Origin of the sequence: Acinetobacter psychrotolerans, assembly GCF_048552595.1 — a bacterium.
In the GTDB taxonomy this organism is placed as follows: Bacteria; Pseudomonadota; Gammaproteobacteria; order Pseudomonadales; family Moraxellaceae; genus Acinetobacter.
Map to the genome: position 1 here is coordinate 86,886 of NZ_JBIMDK010000005.1, position 17,140 is coordinate 104,025.

Annotated in this window: 17 protein-coding genes, 1 other RNA gene and 1 pseudogene; 12 read left to right on the forward strand and 7 right to left on the reverse strand. The window is 36.7% G+C overall.

Annotated features, from left to right (window positions below):
- Positions 1–19 precede the first annotated feature (19 nt).
- The 10 genes from ACG94X_RS06225 to ACG94X_RS06270 all read left to right on the forward strand — a co-directional run bounded on the left by ACG94X_RS06225 (position 20) and on the right by ACG94X_RS06270 (position 9,922).
- Positions 20–2,812 (forward strand): molybdopterin-dependent oxidoreductase, encoded by a 2,793-nt coding sequence (locus ACG94X_RS06225; RefSeq protein WP_419382880.1) that lies wholly within the window; start codon positions 20–22, stop codon positions 2,810–2,812.
- Entirely contained in the window at positions 2,809–3,438 is a 630-nt protein-coding gene (gene mobA, locus ACG94X_RS06230; RefSeq protein WP_419382881.1) for a molybdenum cofactor guanylyltransferase, read from the forward strand. The genes ACG94X_RS06225 and mobA overlap by 4 nt, the downstream gene beginning before the upstream one ends.
- A gap of 144 nt (positions 3,439–3,582) precedes the next feature.
- On the forward strand, positions 3,583–4,662 hold the full coding sequence (gene moaA / locus ACG94X_RS06235) for a GTP 3',8-cyclase MoaA (RefSeq protein WP_419382882.1): 1,080 nt from the start codon (positions 3,583–3,585) through the stop codon (positions 4,660–4,662).
- 2 nt (positions 4,663–4,664) lie between these two features.
- The gene (locus ACG94X_RS06240; protein ID WP_419382883.1) at positions 4,665–4,916 is read left to right on the forward strand and encodes a MoaD/ThiS family protein; all 252 of its coding nucleotides are present in this window, start codon (positions 4,665–4,667) and stop codon (positions 4,914–4,916) included.
- A 2-nt stretch (positions 4,917–4,918) separates the two neighbouring features.
- On the forward strand, positions 4,919–5,449 hold the full coding sequence (locus ACG94X_RS06245; RefSeq protein ID WP_419382884.1) for a molybdenum cofactor biosynthesis protein MoaE: 531 nt from the start codon (positions 4,919–4,921) through the stop codon (positions 5,447–5,449).
- 54 nt (positions 5,450–5,503) lie between these two features.
- Positions 5,504–6,427 carry a bifunctional molybdenum cofactor biosynthesis protein MoaC/MoaB gene (gene moaCB / locus ACG94X_RS06250; protein WP_419382885.1) on the forward strand — a complete coding sequence of 308 codons (924 nt, stop codon included), beginning with the start codon at positions 5,504–5,506 and terminating at the stop codon, positions 6,425–6,427.
- 47 nt (positions 6,428–6,474) lie between these two features.
- Positions 6,475–7,722, forward strand: a complete 1,248-nt coding sequence (locus tag ACG94X_RS06255; protein WP_419383027.1) for a molybdopterin molybdotransferase MoeA — start codon at positions 6,475–6,477, stop codon at positions 7,720–7,722.
- 94 nt (positions 7,723–7,816) lie between these two features.
- Positions 7,817–8,575 (forward strand): molybdate ABC transporter substrate-binding protein, encoded by a 759-nt coding sequence (modA, locus tag ACG94X_RS06260; RefSeq protein WP_419382886.1) that lies wholly within the window; start codon positions 7,817–7,819, stop codon positions 8,573–8,575.
- An 8-nt stretch (positions 8,576–8,583) separates the two neighbouring features.
- The gene (gene modB / locus ACG94X_RS06265) at positions 8,584–9,267 is read left to right on the forward strand and encodes a molybdate ABC transporter permease subunit (protein ID WP_419382887.1); all 684 of its coding nucleotides are present in this window, start codon (positions 8,584–8,586) and stop codon (positions 9,265–9,267) included.
- Positions 9,268–9,271: 4 nt separating this feature from the next.
- On the forward strand, positions 9,272–9,922 hold the full coding sequence (locus ACG94X_RS06270; RefSeq protein ID WP_419382888.1) for an ATP-binding cassette domain-containing protein: 651 nt from the start codon (positions 9,272–9,274) through the stop codon (positions 9,920–9,922).
- Positions 9,923–10,115: 193 nt separating this feature from the next.
- On the opposite strand, the pseudogene ACG94X_RS06275 reads toward ACG94X_RS06270, so the two are convergent.
- The 7 genes and pseudogenes from ACG94X_RS06275 to ACG94X_RS06305 form a co-directional block, all read right to left on the reverse strand.
- Positions 10,116–11,169, reverse strand: a pseudogene (locus ACG94X_RS06275) (IS3 family transposase); the annotation flags it as partial.
- Between the two features lie 70 nt (positions 11,170–11,239).
- The gene (locus tag ACG94X_RS06280) at positions 11,240–11,401 is read right to left on the reverse strand and encodes a hypothetical protein (protein WP_419382889.1); all 162 of its coding nucleotides are present in this window, start codon (positions 11,399–11,401) and stop codon (positions 11,240–11,242) included.
- A gap of 410 nt (positions 11,402–11,811) precedes the next feature.
- Positions 11,812–11,910, reverse strand: coding sequence for a hypothetical protein (locus ACG94X_RS06285; protein WP_419382890.1), 99 nt, complete (start codon positions 11,908–11,910; stop codon positions 11,812–11,814).
- A 301-nt stretch (positions 11,911–12,211) separates the two neighbouring features.
- Entirely contained in the window at positions 12,212–13,465 is a 1,254-nt protein-coding gene (locus ACG94X_RS06290; RefSeq protein WP_419382891.1) for a right-handed parallel beta-helix repeat-containing protein, read from the reverse strand.
- A gap of 239 nt (positions 13,466–13,704) precedes the next feature.
- A non-coding RNA gene (gene ssrS / locus ACG94X_RS06295) (6S RNA) lies at positions 13,705–13,886 on the reverse strand.
- 100 nt (positions 13,887–13,986) lie between these two features.
- On the reverse strand, positions 13,987–14,271 hold the full coding sequence (locus ACG94X_RS06300) for a cell division protein ZapA (RefSeq protein ID WP_419382892.1): 285 nt from the start codon (positions 14,269–14,271) through the stop codon (positions 13,987–13,989).
- A gap of 2 nt (positions 14,272–14,273) precedes the next feature.
- Positions 14,274–14,825: a hypothetical protein gene (locus ACG94X_RS06305; RefSeq protein WP_419382893.1), complete on the reverse strand. Its 552-nt coding sequence runs from the start codon at positions 14,823–14,825 to the stop codon at positions 14,274–14,276.
- Between the two features lie 65 nt (positions 14,826–14,890).
- Here ACG94X_RS06305 and ACG94X_RS06310 point away from each other — a divergent pair, with 65 nt between their 5' ends.
- Both ACG94X_RS06310 and pepP read left to right on the forward strand, forming a co-directional pair.
- A complete protein-coding gene (locus ACG94X_RS06310) occupies positions 14,891–15,523 on the forward strand; it encodes a UPF0149 family protein (protein ID WP_419382894.1) in 633 nt (210 codons plus the stop codon).
- A 129-nt stretch (positions 15,524–15,652) separates the two neighbouring features.
- The gene (gene pepP, locus ACG94X_RS06315; protein WP_419382895.1) at positions 15,653–16,966 is read left to right on the forward strand and encodes a Xaa-Pro aminopeptidase; all 1,314 of its coding nucleotides are present in this window, start codon (positions 15,653–15,655) and stop codon (positions 16,964–16,966) included.
- Positions 16,967–17,140 lie beyond the last annotated feature (174 nt).

The following is a 17,140-nucleotide window of genomic DNA, read 5'->3' on the forward strand; positions in this document are numbered from 1 at the left end:
TTTAGATTAAGGAGCATCCATGAAGAGTATCCCTATGATGGAACTGCACGGCTCCACAGAAAGTCATACTGACAATAATATTAAAACCACAGATTCTACGTGCCCATACTGTGGTGTGGGTTGTGGCGTGACGGCTACGGTACAAACGGGGATTTTGGGGCAAAAAGTCACGGTCACAGGGAATATTCATCATCCTGCTAATTTTGGAAAATTGTGTATTAAAGGCAGTAATTTAGCCGATACGCTTGGTTTGGAAAGTCGTGTTTTACAGCCGATGCTTGGACGTAAGGCACAACGTGAAATAAGTGATTGGGATACAGTCACTACAAAAATTGCAGAGAAATTTCAGCATTGTATTGATCAGTATGGGCATGAAAGTGTTGCTTTTTATGTGTCGGGGCAATTATTGACTGAAGATTATTATGTGGCTAATAAATTCGTCAAAGGTTATTTGGGAACTGGCAATATCGACACCAATTCTCGTCTGTGTATGTCTTCTGCTGTCGCAGCACATAAACGTGCTTTCGGGGAAGATATTGTCCCTGCAAGTTATGAAGATTTTGAACATACCGATATGGTGGTATTGGTTGGTTCAAACACAGCTTGGTGTCATCCAGTTTTATATCAACGGATTATGAGAGCCAAAGAAGAACGCGATCTTTTTGTTGTGGTCATTGACCCTCGTTTTACTGCGACGTGTGAAGCAGCGGATTTACATCTTCCAATTCTGATTGGGCAAGATGTTGCATTGTTTAATGGTCTATTGCAATATTTGCATCAAAATGGCGCAGTCGATGCCGATTTTATCGCAGCACATACCCAAGGTTTAACAGCGGCTTTGGACAGTAGCTACAGTGAATCCTCCATTTATGACGTGGCACAAAAAACAGGAATTTCTCTCGAAAAATTAGAATTGTTTTATCAAAAGTTTACTCAGACTGAAAAAATTATGACTTTATTTTCGATGGGGGTTAATCAATCTTCACAAGGCGTAAATAAAGCCAACAGTATTATCAACTGTCATCTGTTAACAGGGAAAATTGGCAAACTTGGTGCTGCACCATTTTCAATGACAGGACAGCCAAATGCGATGGGTGGTCGTGAGGTTGGCGGGCTTGCCAATATGTTGGCGGTGCATATGGAGATTGAAAATCCTAAACATCAACAATTGGTTCAGGAATTTTGGAAGAGTCCATACATTGCACAAAAAGCAGGCTTAAAGGCAGTTGATTTATTTGAAGCTGTCGAAGCAGGTGAAATTAAAGCGATTTGGATTATGGCGACCAATCCTGTAGTCAGTTTACCGAACGCTGATCAAGTAAAGCGTGCTTTAGAAAAGTGTGAGTTTGTGGTGGTGTCTGATATTTGTGCAGAAACAGATACGACACAATATGCAGATGTGCTTTTACCTGCACTGGCATGGGGCGAAAAAGAAGGTACTGTAACCAATTCTGAACGACGTATTTCTCGTCAAAATGCTTTTTTAGATGCACCTGAGCAAACTAAGCCAGATTGGTGGGCAATTGCACAAGTGGCAAAAAAAATGGGTTTTGATGGCTTTGATTTCACCAGTAGTCATGACATTTTTAAAGAACATGCACAATTATCGGCGTATCAAAATGTAGAACTGACCAACAGAACGGATGAAACTATTTTTCGTTATTTTAATTTAAAAGGATTAACAAATTTAAGCATCACTGATTATCAAAATTTAGCACCGATTCAATGGCCTGTATGGTCAAGTGAGCAAAATGAACATGAAGTCGCCCGTTTGTATAGTGATGGAAATTTTAGTCATGCAGATGGAAAGGCAAGATTTATTGCTACTCCAGTGATTCACCCCGTGCATCAAGCGAGTCGTGAATATCCACTTATATTGAATACAGGTCGAATTCGTGATCAGTGGCATACCATGACTCGTACAGGTCTTTCTGCCAATTTAAGTACGCATAAAGCCGAGCCATATTGCGAGGTTCATCCTCAAGATGCTTTGAAATTTGGTTTAAAAGATACTGAATTGGTTGAAGTGAAGTCAGCATGGGGAAGTTGTGTTTTACGCGCAGCATTCAGTGATAAAATTCGTCGTGGACAAATTTTTGCACCCATTCATTGGACAGAGCAAACAGCTTCCGATGCCAGAATTGGTAAAGTAGTTAATCCTGTAGTCGATGCTATTTCAGGTGAACCTGAATTTAAACATACCCCCGTTATTATTCAGCCTTTTTTTACGCAGTGGCAGGGGGTATTGTTCGTGCGCCAAGGTTTTGAACATCATATTGAAAAAGCAGCGCGTGATATGGTGTGGTGGACAAAAATTACCACGGCTAAAGCAACTCGTTATGAATTGGCTGATCGCCGAAAAATGTCAATAACGACACAGCATTTAAAAGAAATGCTCGCGTTTGATGATGAAGGTTTTGAATGGCTGAATGTAGAAGATCCATCTGCATATATCAGTCATAGTATTGTTTTAAAAGATGGAATTCTTATCGCAAGTCTATATATTGCACCAAAAGCATTATTGCCTGATCGGGACTGGGTTGCCAGTTTGTTTAAGCGAGAACGCTTAAGTGCAATGCATCGTAAAGCCTTATTGGCAGGGCAGCCGATGTCTATGGTGAATAGTGAAGGTGCATTGGTCTGTAGTTGCTTTAAAGTGGGTAAAAATCGAATTATTAAAACCATTAGAACTAAAAATATTACAGATGAAAAACAAGTCACTGCTTGTTTAAAAGCTGGTGGGAATTGTGGTTCTTGTTTACCTGAAATTCGTGGCTTGATTAAAACTTGTCAAATGGAGCTGATGGAATGAACGTAAAAGATTTGCAACATTGTATTTATCCGGCAACAGATTTGGTCATACTCGCGGGTGGACAAGCGCGTAGAATGAATGGCATAAATAAATTATTACAGAAATTTGATGATGAAATTCAATTAATAAAGATTCATCATCAATTAAAAAATAATGTGTCACAAGTGTGGGTCAATAGTCATCGTGATGATTCGATTTATCAAAAAATCATTCCAAGTCTTCATTGTTATCAAGATGATGAAAATGGATTTCTAGGACCATTAATGGGCATGAAAAGCGCTTGGTCGTATGTACAATCTGATTATGTATTGTTTGTTCCTTGTGATGTGACCTATATACCTTTACATGTAGTAGCAAAATTACACCAAGCACTGGCTAAAAATCCAATTTCAGAAGTGGCATATGTTGTCATTAATCAAACAGCTTTATACCCATTTTGTTTATTAAAGCGTAGCAGCTTACCCACGTTATTAGATCAACTTGGGCAAAAACAGCGCAGTTTAAAACAGTGTTTTAAATATTTGCATGCTCAAGTGGCATGTTTTAAAAATAATGCACTTTTTTTTCACAGTATTAATTCATTGGATGAGTTACAGCAGTATCAACAACTGAAATTTCTACATTAATTCAGAAAAATTTCTACTTTGGCACAAAGTTGGAACACTTATTGCAATTAAATATAAACAAGCAATAAGGACAGATTGGGTCGTTTTAAATTGCAGTATAGATATAGTGCAAAATTAAAACACCCAAATAGGTGAGTGCTCAGAATGAATGCGATGATTCCGTGGGAAACACAAGCCGTATTTGCTGATCAATTTGGTCGTCAGAAGCGCAAACTTAGAATTTCAGTGACTGATCGCTGTAATTTTAAGTGTGTCTATTGCATGCCTGAGCACCCTGAATGGGCAAAAAAACATAATTTACTGAGTTTTGAAGAGCTCTATCTGTTTTGCTTTCTTATGGTGCAACAAGGTATAGAACATATCCGTATTACAGGCGGTGAGCCATTAATGCGTCAAGGTGTAGTGCATTTTATAGAGCAATTACAACAACTCAAAAAAAATGGTCTAAAGCGCATTTCAATGACCACCAATGCACATTATTTAAAAAAATACGCAGAACCACTGAAAAAAGCGGGCTTGGATGATCTTAACATCAGTTTAGATAGTTTGGATATTGAACAGTTTAAACAACTAACTCAAAAAGATTTAGCCCCAGTATTTGCTGGAATTCAGGCGGCACAAGCTGTTGGATTACCGATTAAAATCAATACGGTTTTAATAAAAGGTATGAATGATGATCAAATTATACCCTTAGCGAAATGGTCAATTCAGCACAATATTATTTTACGTTTTATCGAGTTCATGCCACTCGATGGTGATCAAAAATGGTCTGTAGATGATGTGGTAAGTGAACAGCAAATTTTAAATGTTTTAGCAGCAGAGTTTGATTTAAAAATACATCAATCTATCGGATCTTCTGCAGAACCTGCAAGGCAATATTTAATCAATAATCATCCAATCGGTATTATTTCAACTATAAGCCATTCATTTTGTAGTGATTGTGATCGAATTCGTTTAACGGCACAGGGCGAATTGTATAACTGTTTGTTTGCACCAAAAGGCTTAGCGCTGAAAACAGAAATTAAAGCGCTATTGTCAGCTTCACGACAAATTGCATTATCAACCGTTAAAAAAATGCCTGAAAGCACCTCTGAGAATTTAGCATTATTGCAAAAAATTGGTGCTTATATTTGGAAAAAAGAACAAGGTTATGATGCTATTCAAGCCCGAACAGCGCAGCAGCAGGCATCCCGAAAAATCAGTATGCATATGCTTGGAGGTTAAAGATGTCAAATATTCAAATTAAAATTGAAGCCTTTGGTGCAATTGAACGGCAATTACCGAGTGATTTAATCCTACAGTGTGATCCTTCAAGCTGCATTGCAGATGTTTTAGCACAAGTGGAACTGTTATATCCACATACACAAAAAATGCTTGAACGCTGTGCCTGCGCTATTGGTGAAGATATTGTGTCACGGCAAACGCTACTTAATCATGACACTACCCTTGTCATGCTGTCACCTGTTGCAGGAGGTTGATCATGCAAGCACTGAAACATTTTGCACGGATTCAGACCCACACATTTACACAGGATATTTTTGATGGCATTCAACATTTTCCTGAGTGTGGGGGCATTGGCGTATTTATTGGCACGGTGCGTAATCATCATGAAGGTAAAGCGGTACAAGCCTTAAAATATACGGCTTATGCACTTGTAGCGGAAAAAATGATTCGTCAGATTGAACAAGATATTCAGGGTAAATACGCCGTGTCTTATGTACGGGTTATCCACAGAATTGGTGCTTTAGATATTGGTGAAACAGCGATTATTGCAATTGCTTATTCAGCTCATCGCCGTGAAGCGTTTCAAGCATGTGAAGAAGCCGTAGAGCGCGTTAAACATGAAGTACCCGTGTGGAAAGAAGAGTTTTATACAGATGGAAGTAGTCAATATGTAGAAGGATGTTGTATCCGAAAGGATATAGATCATGAGCATAGTCACAAGCAATATGACTCGATGCACTCACATCAGCAGAATGATCAATGTCATCCATACCATCAACATGAATAATATTAATTTTAAGCACCCTTATTCACCATATAAAATTGCAACAAGGAAACTGTTATGAAAAATGTGGGTATGAAAGCTGAAAGTTATCGGACAGCGATTGCATCGGGTATTTTGCAAGCACCACCACATTGTATTGAACTTCTTCGTACAGGTAATACTGAGAAAGGAGATGCACTTAAAACAGCAAGAATTGCAGGAATTTTAGCTGCAAAACGTACCGATGAACTCATTCCATTGTGTCATCCATTACCCATTTATCGTGCAGATGTTGATTTTGAGTTGTTTGAAAATTATGTAAAAATTATTGCTACTGTGGAAACGATAGGCCCAACGGGCGTTGAAATGGAGGCATTGACAGCAGTCAGCCTTGCAGGTCTAACTCTCTATGACATGCTGAAACCACATTGTGAGCCTGAAGATTTAAGTTTAGATCAGTGTAAATTAGACAAGAAAAAAGGCGGTAAGTCGCATTTTACTCGTGCATTGAAAGAGCCCTTACCCGCATCCATTATTGTATTGTCGGATACGGTAGCAGCAGGTAAAAAGGCTGATACAGCAGGGAAAAATGTACTGAATATTTTAAAAGAAGGGAATTTTAGTCATATTGCTTATCAAGTGATTCCAGATAGTCCTGAGCAATTATTAGCACTCATTGAACAGCAAAAAAATCAATATCCACTCATTTTAACGGTCGGTGGCACTGGTTTAGGGCCGAAAGATTTAACCATTGAAACGATTCAGCCTTTACTGAAACGTGAAATTCCTGGGTTGATGGAAGCATCACGTAGTTTTGGACAAAAACGTACGCCTTATGCTGCGCTTAGCCGTGGTGTGGCAGGTTATATTGATCATAGTTTAGTGATTACTTTGCCTGGCAGCCGTCAGGGCGCACAAGAATCTTTGATTGCAATTTTACCTGCACTGATTCACCTTTTCGATGTGCAAAAAAACATACCACATCAAGGTGGTTATCAATGAATCAAAAGCCAATTATTGAAATAGACAAAAACAATTTAGCTGTTGAAATATTAGAGAGTAAAACAAGTACAGGCTGTGGTGCTGAATCAGGTTTGATTTCTATTGATCAGGCTTTATCTCTAATTTTAGAAAAAACTCAGCGATTGGCAGTTGAAAGTATTGCTCTTAATACTGCATTAAATCGATATTTGGCTGATGATATTTTTTCAGAAATACAATTACCATTGTTTTCACAAAGTGCGGTGGATGGTTATGCATTGAATTCAGTTGATAACATTGACTCTCATACTCATTTTTCGTTGATCGGAGAAATTCGTGCTGGACAAAATGCTGAATTGACATTGCAAGCAGGACAAGCCGTTCGAATTTTTACAGGTGCTCCAATTCCGAAAGGCACAACCACAGTTGCGCGACAGGAAATTGTTCAGATTATAAATAATGAATGTATTGAAATTACAGAAATTTTAACAGCACATGTTGATATTCGGGATGAAGGCGAAGAAGTTACAGTTGGGCAATTATTAGCAGAAAAAGGACAAAGACTTTCTATAGGTGCAATTGCTTTGCTTAGTATGGCTGGTGTGCAAAGAGTGAGCGTTTACCAATATCCAAAAGTTGCAGTGGTGATTACAGGTGACGAAGTTGCAAAAAGTATTGAAGATTTCCAATCAGGAAAAATTTTCGATGCCAATGGACCATTAATTCAAGCATGGTTTCAACAGCAAAACCAAAGTATTGATATTTTTCATATAGAGGATAATGCTCAAACTGTTAAAAGCTTATTGCATGACTTAAGCCAAAAATATGATTTTATTTTAACCACTGGTGGAGTGTCTGTTGGTGATTATGATTTTATACGTCCTGTGGCTTTAGATTTAGGTTTTCAGCAAATTTTTTGGAAAGTAAAACAGAAACCGGGTAAGCCGATGTTATTTGCTGAATTGAAACGTGAAGATCTGTCATTTTGCTATTTATTAGGATTACCAGGGAATCCTGCTGCAGTATATGTCGGCATGCAAATCTATATGCAAACTGTTTTAAATGTTTTACAAGGGCATGCATATTTTCCAAATAGCTTTAAAGCAGAGTTGACGCATAGTTTAAAAGTCGATGCAAGGGAGCGTATTTTACGCATGCGTGTTGGCTTTGATCAGGCAACTTTAAAAGTCGGTAGCTTGTCAAAACAGCAATCACACATGCTGAGTAATTTAATGCAAGCCAATTGTTTAGTGCGGATTCCTGCTGGGAAATCATTGAACGAAGGAGATGTCGTACAAGGATTTTTAATTACTTAATTCACTACATTTAATGGATAGATCGAAATTATTAAAGCTCTTATTCAATAATTTTCTAGTCCAATTCGATGATATTTAAAAAATTGAGGCAACTATGAAAAAAATAATCTTTGCAACAGCACTCTTAAGTGTGTGTAGTCTACTTCAAGCAGAAATAGTCAAAGTTTATGCTGCCGCAAGTTTAACCAATGCAATGAATGACATTGCTAAAATATATCAAAAACAATATCCACAAAAAAATATCGTTGCTGTTTTTGGTGCTTCTTCAGCTTTGGCAAAGCAAGTGGAATCTGGGGCGAGTAGTGACATATTTTTTTCGGCTGATGTTGATTGGATGAATTATCTAATCAATAAAAAAATGATTACAGCAAATAAAACCGAAGCTCTATTGTCGAATCAATTGGTGGCGATAAGTCCGCAAAGTTTAAATATCATATTTAAAGCTGAACCAAGTTTTAATTTTGGATCATCTTTCAAAGGGTATTTATGCACAGGGCAGATGGAGTCTGTTCCTGCGGGAAAATATGCTAAGCAAAGTTTAATTAAATTAAATTGGTTGGATAGCCTCAAAGGACGTATTGTTGGCACAGATGATGTTCGTTCTACTTTAGCATTTGTAGAACGTGGTGAATGTGCAGTTGGAATTGTTTATAAAACGGATGCTTTGATCAGTAAAAAAGTCAAAATTATTGGAATATTTCCTGAAGCTTCACATCATCCTATTATTTATCCTATAGCATTAACCAAGCAGGGTGAGAAAAATCTTGATGCAATACAGTTTGAAAAGTTTATAAAAAGTAGCCCTCAAGCCAAAAGCATATTTCAAAAATATGGCTTTAATATTCAAAAGTAGAATGATGAATGCTCAGTCCTGAAGAAATGAGTGCTTTATATTTATCAGCAAAAGTCGCCAGTTTTGCAACGTTATTTTGTTTACCTTTTGCAATTACACTTGCTTGGTTTTTGGCACGCTATGAATTCAGACTTAAATTTATTGTAGAGGCATTTTTACAATTACCAATGGTGTTACCGCCAGTCGTTTTAGGATATTTATTATTGGTATTATTTGGAAATAATGGTTGGGTTGGAAAATATTTGCATCAAATGGGAATACAACTAGCATTTAATTGGAAAGGTGCAGTTTTGGCATCTATGATTGTGGCTTTTCCATTGATGGTACAACCGATTCGGTTATCTTTCCAATTGATGAATCAGCAATTAGAGCAGATTGCAGGTTCTTTAGGTGCAAGCCCAAGTCAGATTTTTCTAAGTATAAATTTACCTTTAGCCCTCCCTGGGATATTGATTGGCAGTATTTTATGTTTTAGTCGAAGTTTGGGTGAGTTTGGGGCCACAATTACTTTTGTGGGAAATATTCCAGATGAAACACGCACCATACCTATTGCGATTTATTCTTATTTACAGCAACCAGATGGTGATGTCATGGCGATGCGTTTGGTCACTTTGTCATTAATTTTGGCTTTTTCTGCTCTCATTGTGAATTATTTTATCTTGCAAAAATATCAAAAAAAATTAACCGGATAAGCTGATGCTACGTTGCGATTTTGAATATCAGGTCAAAGATTTTCAGTTGAATATACAATTTGAAATGCAACACCAATTATTGGGCATTGTGGGAGCATCGGGCAATGGTAAAAGTACGTTATTAAAAAATATTGTAGGTTTATTAAATCCAGCCCATGGTTTGATTCAGCTTAATGAACAGATCTTATTTGACGATGAACAGAATATTTGTGTACCGATACATCAACGTAAAATTGCGTTGATCTTTCAGAATGGGTTACTGTTTCCACATATGAATGTTCAGCAGAATTTAAGGTATGCAGAAAAGTGGGTTGATCATGCAGATCGTAAATTCAATTTTGATGAAATTGTTGATTTATTAGAGTTAAAGTCTTTAATTTATCGTAAAGCACATCAACTTTCAGGCGGTGAAGCACAACGAGTATCTATTGGGCGTGCATTGCTGTCTTCACCTCAATTATTACTGCTTGATGAGCCATTGACAGGATTAGACAATAAATTAAAGCAACAAATTTTACCTTTTTTGAAAAGATTGAAGCAAGAAATTGAGTTACCTATGATTTATGTGACACATCATCTAGATGAGTTGGTATATTTACAAGCTGAAATATTGTCGTTAGAACAAGGAAAATTAATGGCTGCAACTACTCATTAATAAATGGGTAAAGTTACTGATTTTTTAAGTGTAAAACACATCTTAATTTTTAGAATTATAGAACTATTCAACGGAGATATTTTCACATTCGAATGCACTTTTTGACATACATCGATGAAAACTGTATTGATGATCTGAATGGAAATATTGGCGAATTTAGCGGTATCAGTGATAGTGAATAGCCACTAAAATTCTAGACACATATAACCATCTTTTGATGGGGCTTTTCATAATCTAATGGAGAGCGTTGACCATTAGAACCATGTCTTCGTTTTGAATTATAGAACATCTCAATATATTCAAAGATATCGGATCGTGCTTCAGCTCTGGATGAATATATTTTCTTCTTGATCTTCTCTCACTTTAGTAGTTGAAAGAAGCTCTCGGCAACAGCATTATCATGACATGAGCGGTGTACTGCGCAAGTGGCGACTCATACTACTTTCAAGATTATGATGCTTGAGAAATGTCTGCCATTCATAGCTGGCGTATAGGCTGGCTTGATCAGAATGAATCAAAACTTTATTCTTTGGTTTTCTTCGCCACAGAGCCATCAATAATGCATCTAAAACCAGATCTGTAATCATTCTTGATTTCATAGACCAGCCAACTACAATGCGTGAAAATAAATCAATCACTACCGCAAGATATAACCATCCTTCATGAGTACGAATATAGGTAATATCAGTGACCGATAGATGGTTAGGATGGGCTAAACTGTCGATCTAACGTATTTGCAGCAATGACAGATGGAGTACCTGCATGAGTTCTAGGTTTACGATAGCCGCGCTGTGATTTTAGACCATTCGCCTTCATGAGCCGGTGTACTCGATTAATTCCGAAACTTTCACCAACATCTTTCAAATCACAGTGAATCTTACGATAGCCATAAACTCCACCAGATTCCAGCCAAAACTGTTTAATAAGACCTAAAAGCTATTCTCGTTTCTTAGCAGTCTTACTGTAGGGGTGCTTTAACCATGCGTAATAGCCGCTGTGATGGATATCTAAAGTTGAACACAAACGACGGATCGACCAGATAGGCTGGTTGTCCTGAATAAAGGCGTACCTCATTTGGACTGGCTTGCGAAGTACACCGCGGCCTTTTTTAGAATATCCCTTTCTTCAGTAACTCGTTGCAGTTCTTTTTTTAGCTTTGCTAATTCTACACTCAGATCATTAGACTCTGCTAGATTGGGCTGCTGCGGATCATAACGTTTAATCCAAGTATACAGGCTATCTTTGCTACTGCTCATAAGCACCTCGTTAATTAACCATTTTATCTAACTAAAAGGTGTCTACAAAATTAGTGGCTATTCACTTCGCAGTGAGATTATGAATATCCCCACCTTGAAACTTCAGGTCATAACCATACTTAAAGCGATGTCCATCAGGATAAACGACTTGAGCGAGATTGTTATTACGATCTAAAAAATAGAAATATTGACCAAGTGGTGTGATTAAAACAATTTGAGGCAAACCAAAATTGGTTATTGAATAAGCGAAATTAAGCTGCTGACCTTGTCATTTTTAACATTAACTAAGCGCTGTTGCTGATCATAAGCAAAAGAAAAATTCAGAGTAGGATCATTTTTTTCAATATCTGCGAGAGCAGTAATATTGGTGATGCGTGCTAGATGAGGATCTTTACCACCTAAATATTGAAAGAAATAATCTTGATTGGATTGAGTTTTGTGCCAAACCCATCCAGAACTATCAATTTTCTTTTCAATCCAACCATCGGAAGGATTGAAAGGAAGAGCACGAATAACAAACTGATTATTACCGAGGTTAATCTTATTTTTTTTGAAATTGATACGTTTACCAGATTCAAGACGAATCTGGATAATATCGGGTTGTTCATAAAGTTTAAGATCAAAAGAGCTGTACTAACCATAGCCGAAAGGAGTATTGGCATGACTTTGGCTATTATAAAAACGAGAGAAGGAGTGACCTTTAAAGGAGGGAAGTTCTTTAAAGTTTTCCACAGCTTCAAACTTATTGCCATTGAGAACATTGATAGGGTTACCAACGCCAGTGTCGAGCCCACCACAAGCATAGGTTGGCCCTTCGCTTTGAGTGACGATAGCGAAAGAAGAGTTTGCACCTCATTGGCTAAAGTCCACAACGCCTGCGAAAGAAGAATAAGAGCCACACATCGTATGCAAGTACACTAAGATATGGTGCTACACCCGCTAAGAGCATCCAGTTTATTTTCATTTTGATACATCCCATCAATGGTTTTTCCTATATTTTTAATATTTTTTTAAACCAATTTTAAGAAACCTATTATTTAAGCACAATCTCACCTTTTCGATTCATCGTAACATTGCCTGCGAATTTGTTAGCATTAATAACGTTGCCATAGCCTTTAAAATTTTCAGGTTTAATTTCATTACCTTTTTCGTCGACAATAGAGCTCCACTGATCCATCAAAATAGGAACTTTAAAACCGTTAAAAGTATTGTTGGTAATACGCACACGAGGGGAGTGATCTAATACAATAGCGTAGGCTTGGTCATTCTTTTGAGTGAGGCTAAAAGTGTTGCCGTCGATGACAGTATTAGGAGAAAATTTTACGTATAAAGCTGAAGGAATAGTAGTTTGATTTTCTTCTTGAAAAGGGAAAATTAGAGAAGAATAGTCTACCAAACCAGATTTATTTATTTTATTTAATCCAAGAATTGATTTTATTTTTTCTAAAGAGGTTTTCGAAATTATCAAATTACTTGAAATTTTTGCTTTTGATCCACCTATAATTAAATAATTTTCAATAATAATTTTTGTATTCGAAATACGCCCTCCCCATGAATATAGACTTATTTCTTTACTTTTGATGTTTAAGTTTTCGATAGAGAAATTCTCAAATTTATTTTCGATAGCTTTGTTTTCACATTTATTATAAGTCGCTTTTTTACATTCAAAGTAATTATCTGCATATAAAAAACCGTAATTTAATATTTCAGGATTTCGTGTTTTTTCAATACCAGTATTTCCTCGTTGTTCTCCTATTAAGAAATTTGGCAGAGAATAATAATCATAACCTAAAATAATATCTGTATTAAGAATAATACCATTTCTTATAACACTATCATGTCCTCTAAGCCGTAGCTCGGGACTGTTTTGTTTACTAAAATCCCAAATATGTTTTTTTAAATCTAGTTCTTTATTATCAAATTCTTGTATAGCACCTTCTTGATCTTTTGGACCTTCATAGCCTGAACTGCCTTCAGCGGCTAAAAAGCCAAACCAAGATTTTTTTCTTTTTCTAGGTGCTTGGGCAAAAAAGTCTTGCGTAGCACATATTTTATCTATTTTCGAATTATTTATAATACTTGTGCCACAATTAGGAAAATCCCATTCCATTTCGATTCTTTCCTCTTTACCATAACAACTTGATAGAGAAAAACTCAAAATTATTAACATGTATTTTCGTATTACAAGTCCTTTATTTTGATGGTTGAACTGGTGGCGTGCCATAAACTTTGTAACTAGTATTGTTATAAGCTCCAATCTATGCATATTTATAATTCCTAACTGCATTTATTATTGCAGAGCTTTCGCCATCATGCGAAATATAATTTGAAACCGAAGTTGACCAAATTAAGTTTTTGTATTTCTCCATATCTTTTTTTGTTAATTTTTCAAAAACTCCAATACGATTAGAGATTGCTTGTGGAACTGAATATCCATCTTTACCACTAAAGTAAGCTTTGCCAACTGGATAAATATGTCAAGGTTGAATTAAGTATTATTCTAAGTTATTGTTATTATTTAAAATAAAACACTCCGAAGATGCCGCTGCAATGTCGTTACCCTGAACCCGATGAGTTCAAGGTGGACGTGACGTACACTTAATGGGTTTCCCACTCGAGGTGGGCATACACTCAAAATATACAGAACACATCCATAAGTTTAAGTATCGGCAGGGGAATAGACGTACTGGCGAACATCCCAGAGTTGTATCAAGTATACATAATTAGAAGATTCAGGCAAATCGTGATAGATCAAATTGTAGTAAAAAAACATCCTAAATAGATTTGATCGAACGAAAAAAAAGCGGATTATCTCGCTTTTTCAACATCTTCTAACATATCACCGAGCAGACGTTCGCATTGTGCGTATTCTTGTAACGATTTATTCATTGTTAAAACTTCTTGCATTAACTCTAATGCGACCATAATGACCAATTTATTATGTTCAACATTGGGTGCTTTACGACGGAATTCTTGAAATTTATCGTTTAAAAGCTGACCCGCACGCTCTAAATCAGGTTTTTTTTCTGAAGTCGTTGCTAAGCGAAAAACTTGTTCAATTAAGCGTAATTCAACAGTAACGTGTTCAGACATTGTTAAACTTCCTCATTGGTTTCTGTTGGATGAGCAAGTTGCTGAATTTCTTGCGCATGCTGATCTTGTTCAGTGCCTAAAATAGATAGACGCTGAATAATGGCTTCAACTTTCGCTTTTGCATGTTCATTTTTTTGAATTAAGCGCTCACGTTCATCTTTAAGATTTTTAATATCTTGTAAATGATGACGCTGTTCATTAGCCATTTTTTCTTTCATCACACGTAATTCATTACGCTCAGCCAAAATTTCTTGGAAACGATTTTTTAAATCTGTACAACTTTTCTCCAAACGACCATAACGCTCAGCGAGAGAAGTCGAGTCGGTATTCAGTTGTTGAAATTGATTTTGTAACTGAGTGAGTTGCTCAGTTAGACTTTCAATTTCATCCTGTTTTTGTGTGATGATACTGTTTTTATGACTAATTTGAGCATGAGTTTGCTCTTCACTATTATCTTTTTCTTTTAACAGTGAAGCATTTTCATTTTCAATTTTTTCAATTCGTGTTTTTAAAACACCAATATGCGTCTGTAGACGCTGTAATTGTTCTAACATAACGAGGTCGCACAGATTCGCAATCAAAGGTAATATATACAGAAGTATAGAGATTGGATAAACGAATGCAAGACGATATTTCAGGTTGGACCGATTGGAATCAAAATTTTGATGAGATTGAGGAAATTTCAAGCCCAAGTGAGTTACATGGCTTACTAACAGGTATAGTTTGTGTTACCGAAGCGCCTACGCGTGATGAATGGTTACAAATTTTATCAACACTTGATGTTCCAAAATTAGACGATTCTGCCATCGCAGTACTGTCTGAAGAAGCTGAAGACATTTTTCATGCACTTTCTGAAGATGAATTGGATTATCTTCCAATGTTGCCAGACGATGAACATTCATTATCAGAGCGTGTTAGAGCTCTTGCAGATTGGTGTGAAGGTGTTGTATTAGGATTCGGCTTAGCTTCAGGTCAAATTCGTGCAGAAGAGCGGGAGTTAATTGAAAGCTTGCAAGATGTTGCTTCTGTTGAGTTTGACGAATCTGATAATGATGAAGAGGGTGAGGCGAGTTACCAAGAGTTGTACGAATTTGTACGCTTAATCCCAGTATCATTGTCTATGGGGTGTAAAAAAATTGCTGTAGCTGAAAGTTCTTTGCTCCAAAATTTTCACAGCAAAATGAAACAAGCTTTAGAAAATTCAGAAGGCAATAGTGTAGTGGAAATGTTTACACCGAACCGTCCAAGCTAAGGTTGTTATTTTCAAAAGTGTGCGAATATCCTTTCACTTGAAAAGGGTATTTGCATTAGTAGATTTGTGGTTGTAAGTTAAGATCATCATAAACCGATTCAATGATTTGAAATATAAGCTGAATATAAAATGAAATTAAGCCAAGCCGATTTTCAGGAACGTCGTGACCGCCTCGCAGAGCAAATGGGTCCTAACAGCATTGCTATTATTGCCACCAGTCCTGAAGTGATGCGTAATCGTGATGCAGATTATAAGTTTCGTGCTGACAGTAGTTTTTTCTATTTAACAGGTTTTGCAGAGCCAGAAGCGGTTGTTGTGATTGAAACTGATGAAACGTGTGAATCTTATGTTTATAGCGTGTTTTGTCGTGAACGAAATCGTGACATGGAAATTTGGAATGGTTACCGTGCTGGAATTGATGGTGTTATAGATGATTATGATGCAGATGAGGCCTATGCGATTGATCTGCTTGATGAAGAAATTATTGAAAAACTATTAAATAAACAAAAATTATATTATCGGATTGGACAGCGTGCAGATTTCGATGCACGAGTGAGTGCTTGGATTAAAGAAGCAGATGAACAACAACGTCGTGGTAATGGCGGACCTGCGGAAATTATTCAGTTAGACCGTATTGTCGATGAAATGCGTTTGCATAAATCGACACAAGAAATTGAACTGATGCAAATCGCTTCAAATATCAGTGCAGAAGCACATACCCATGCAATGCAAAAAGTTCGCCCTGACATGATGGAATACGCGCTAGAAGCTGAGTTGGTATATATTTTCGGGCAAAATGGTTGTGTGCCATCTTATAATAGTATTGTCGGTGGCGGTGCAAATGGCTGTATTTTGCATTATGTAGAAAACAATAAACCATTGAAAGATGGTGATTTAGTTCTCATCGACGCAGCTTGTGAATATGAATTTTATGCTTCTGATATTACCCGTACTTTTCCTGTAAATGGAAAGTTTAGTCCTGAACAAAAAGCGTTATATCAAATTATTCTACATGCTCAAATTGCGGCAATTGATTCAATTCAAATTGGTAATTCTTATAAAGAACCGCATCATGTTGCTGTCCGAATCATGGTTCAAGGTTTACTCGATTTAGGCATTATGCAGGGTGATATTGAGCAAATTATTGAATCTGAAAGTTATCGTCAGTTTTATATGCATGGTACAGGGCATTGGTTGGGTATGGATGTGCATGATGTAGGTTCATATAAGCATGGAACAGAATGGCGTACTTATGAGCAGGGTATGGTTGTTACTGTTGAACCGGGGTTATACATCGCACCTGATGATGAAACTGTAGATGTAAAATGGCGCGGTATCGGTATTCGTATTGAAGATGATGTCGTTGCAACAGTAAATGGCCCATTGGTGTTGACGAAGAATGTAGTGAAGTCGATTGAAGACATTGAAGCTTTGATGGCGTAGTTAAATTAAATTTTGTTTTTGAGAAGCCGATCATCTGATCGGCTTTTTGTTTATTTAAAGATAATAGTCGGCGTCATGTTTATTACGAATAGTGCTTCAAATGTTACATGGACGATATTTTAGATATACAAAAATTAATTTACTCTATAAAAATAACTGACACTAGAAAAGAGA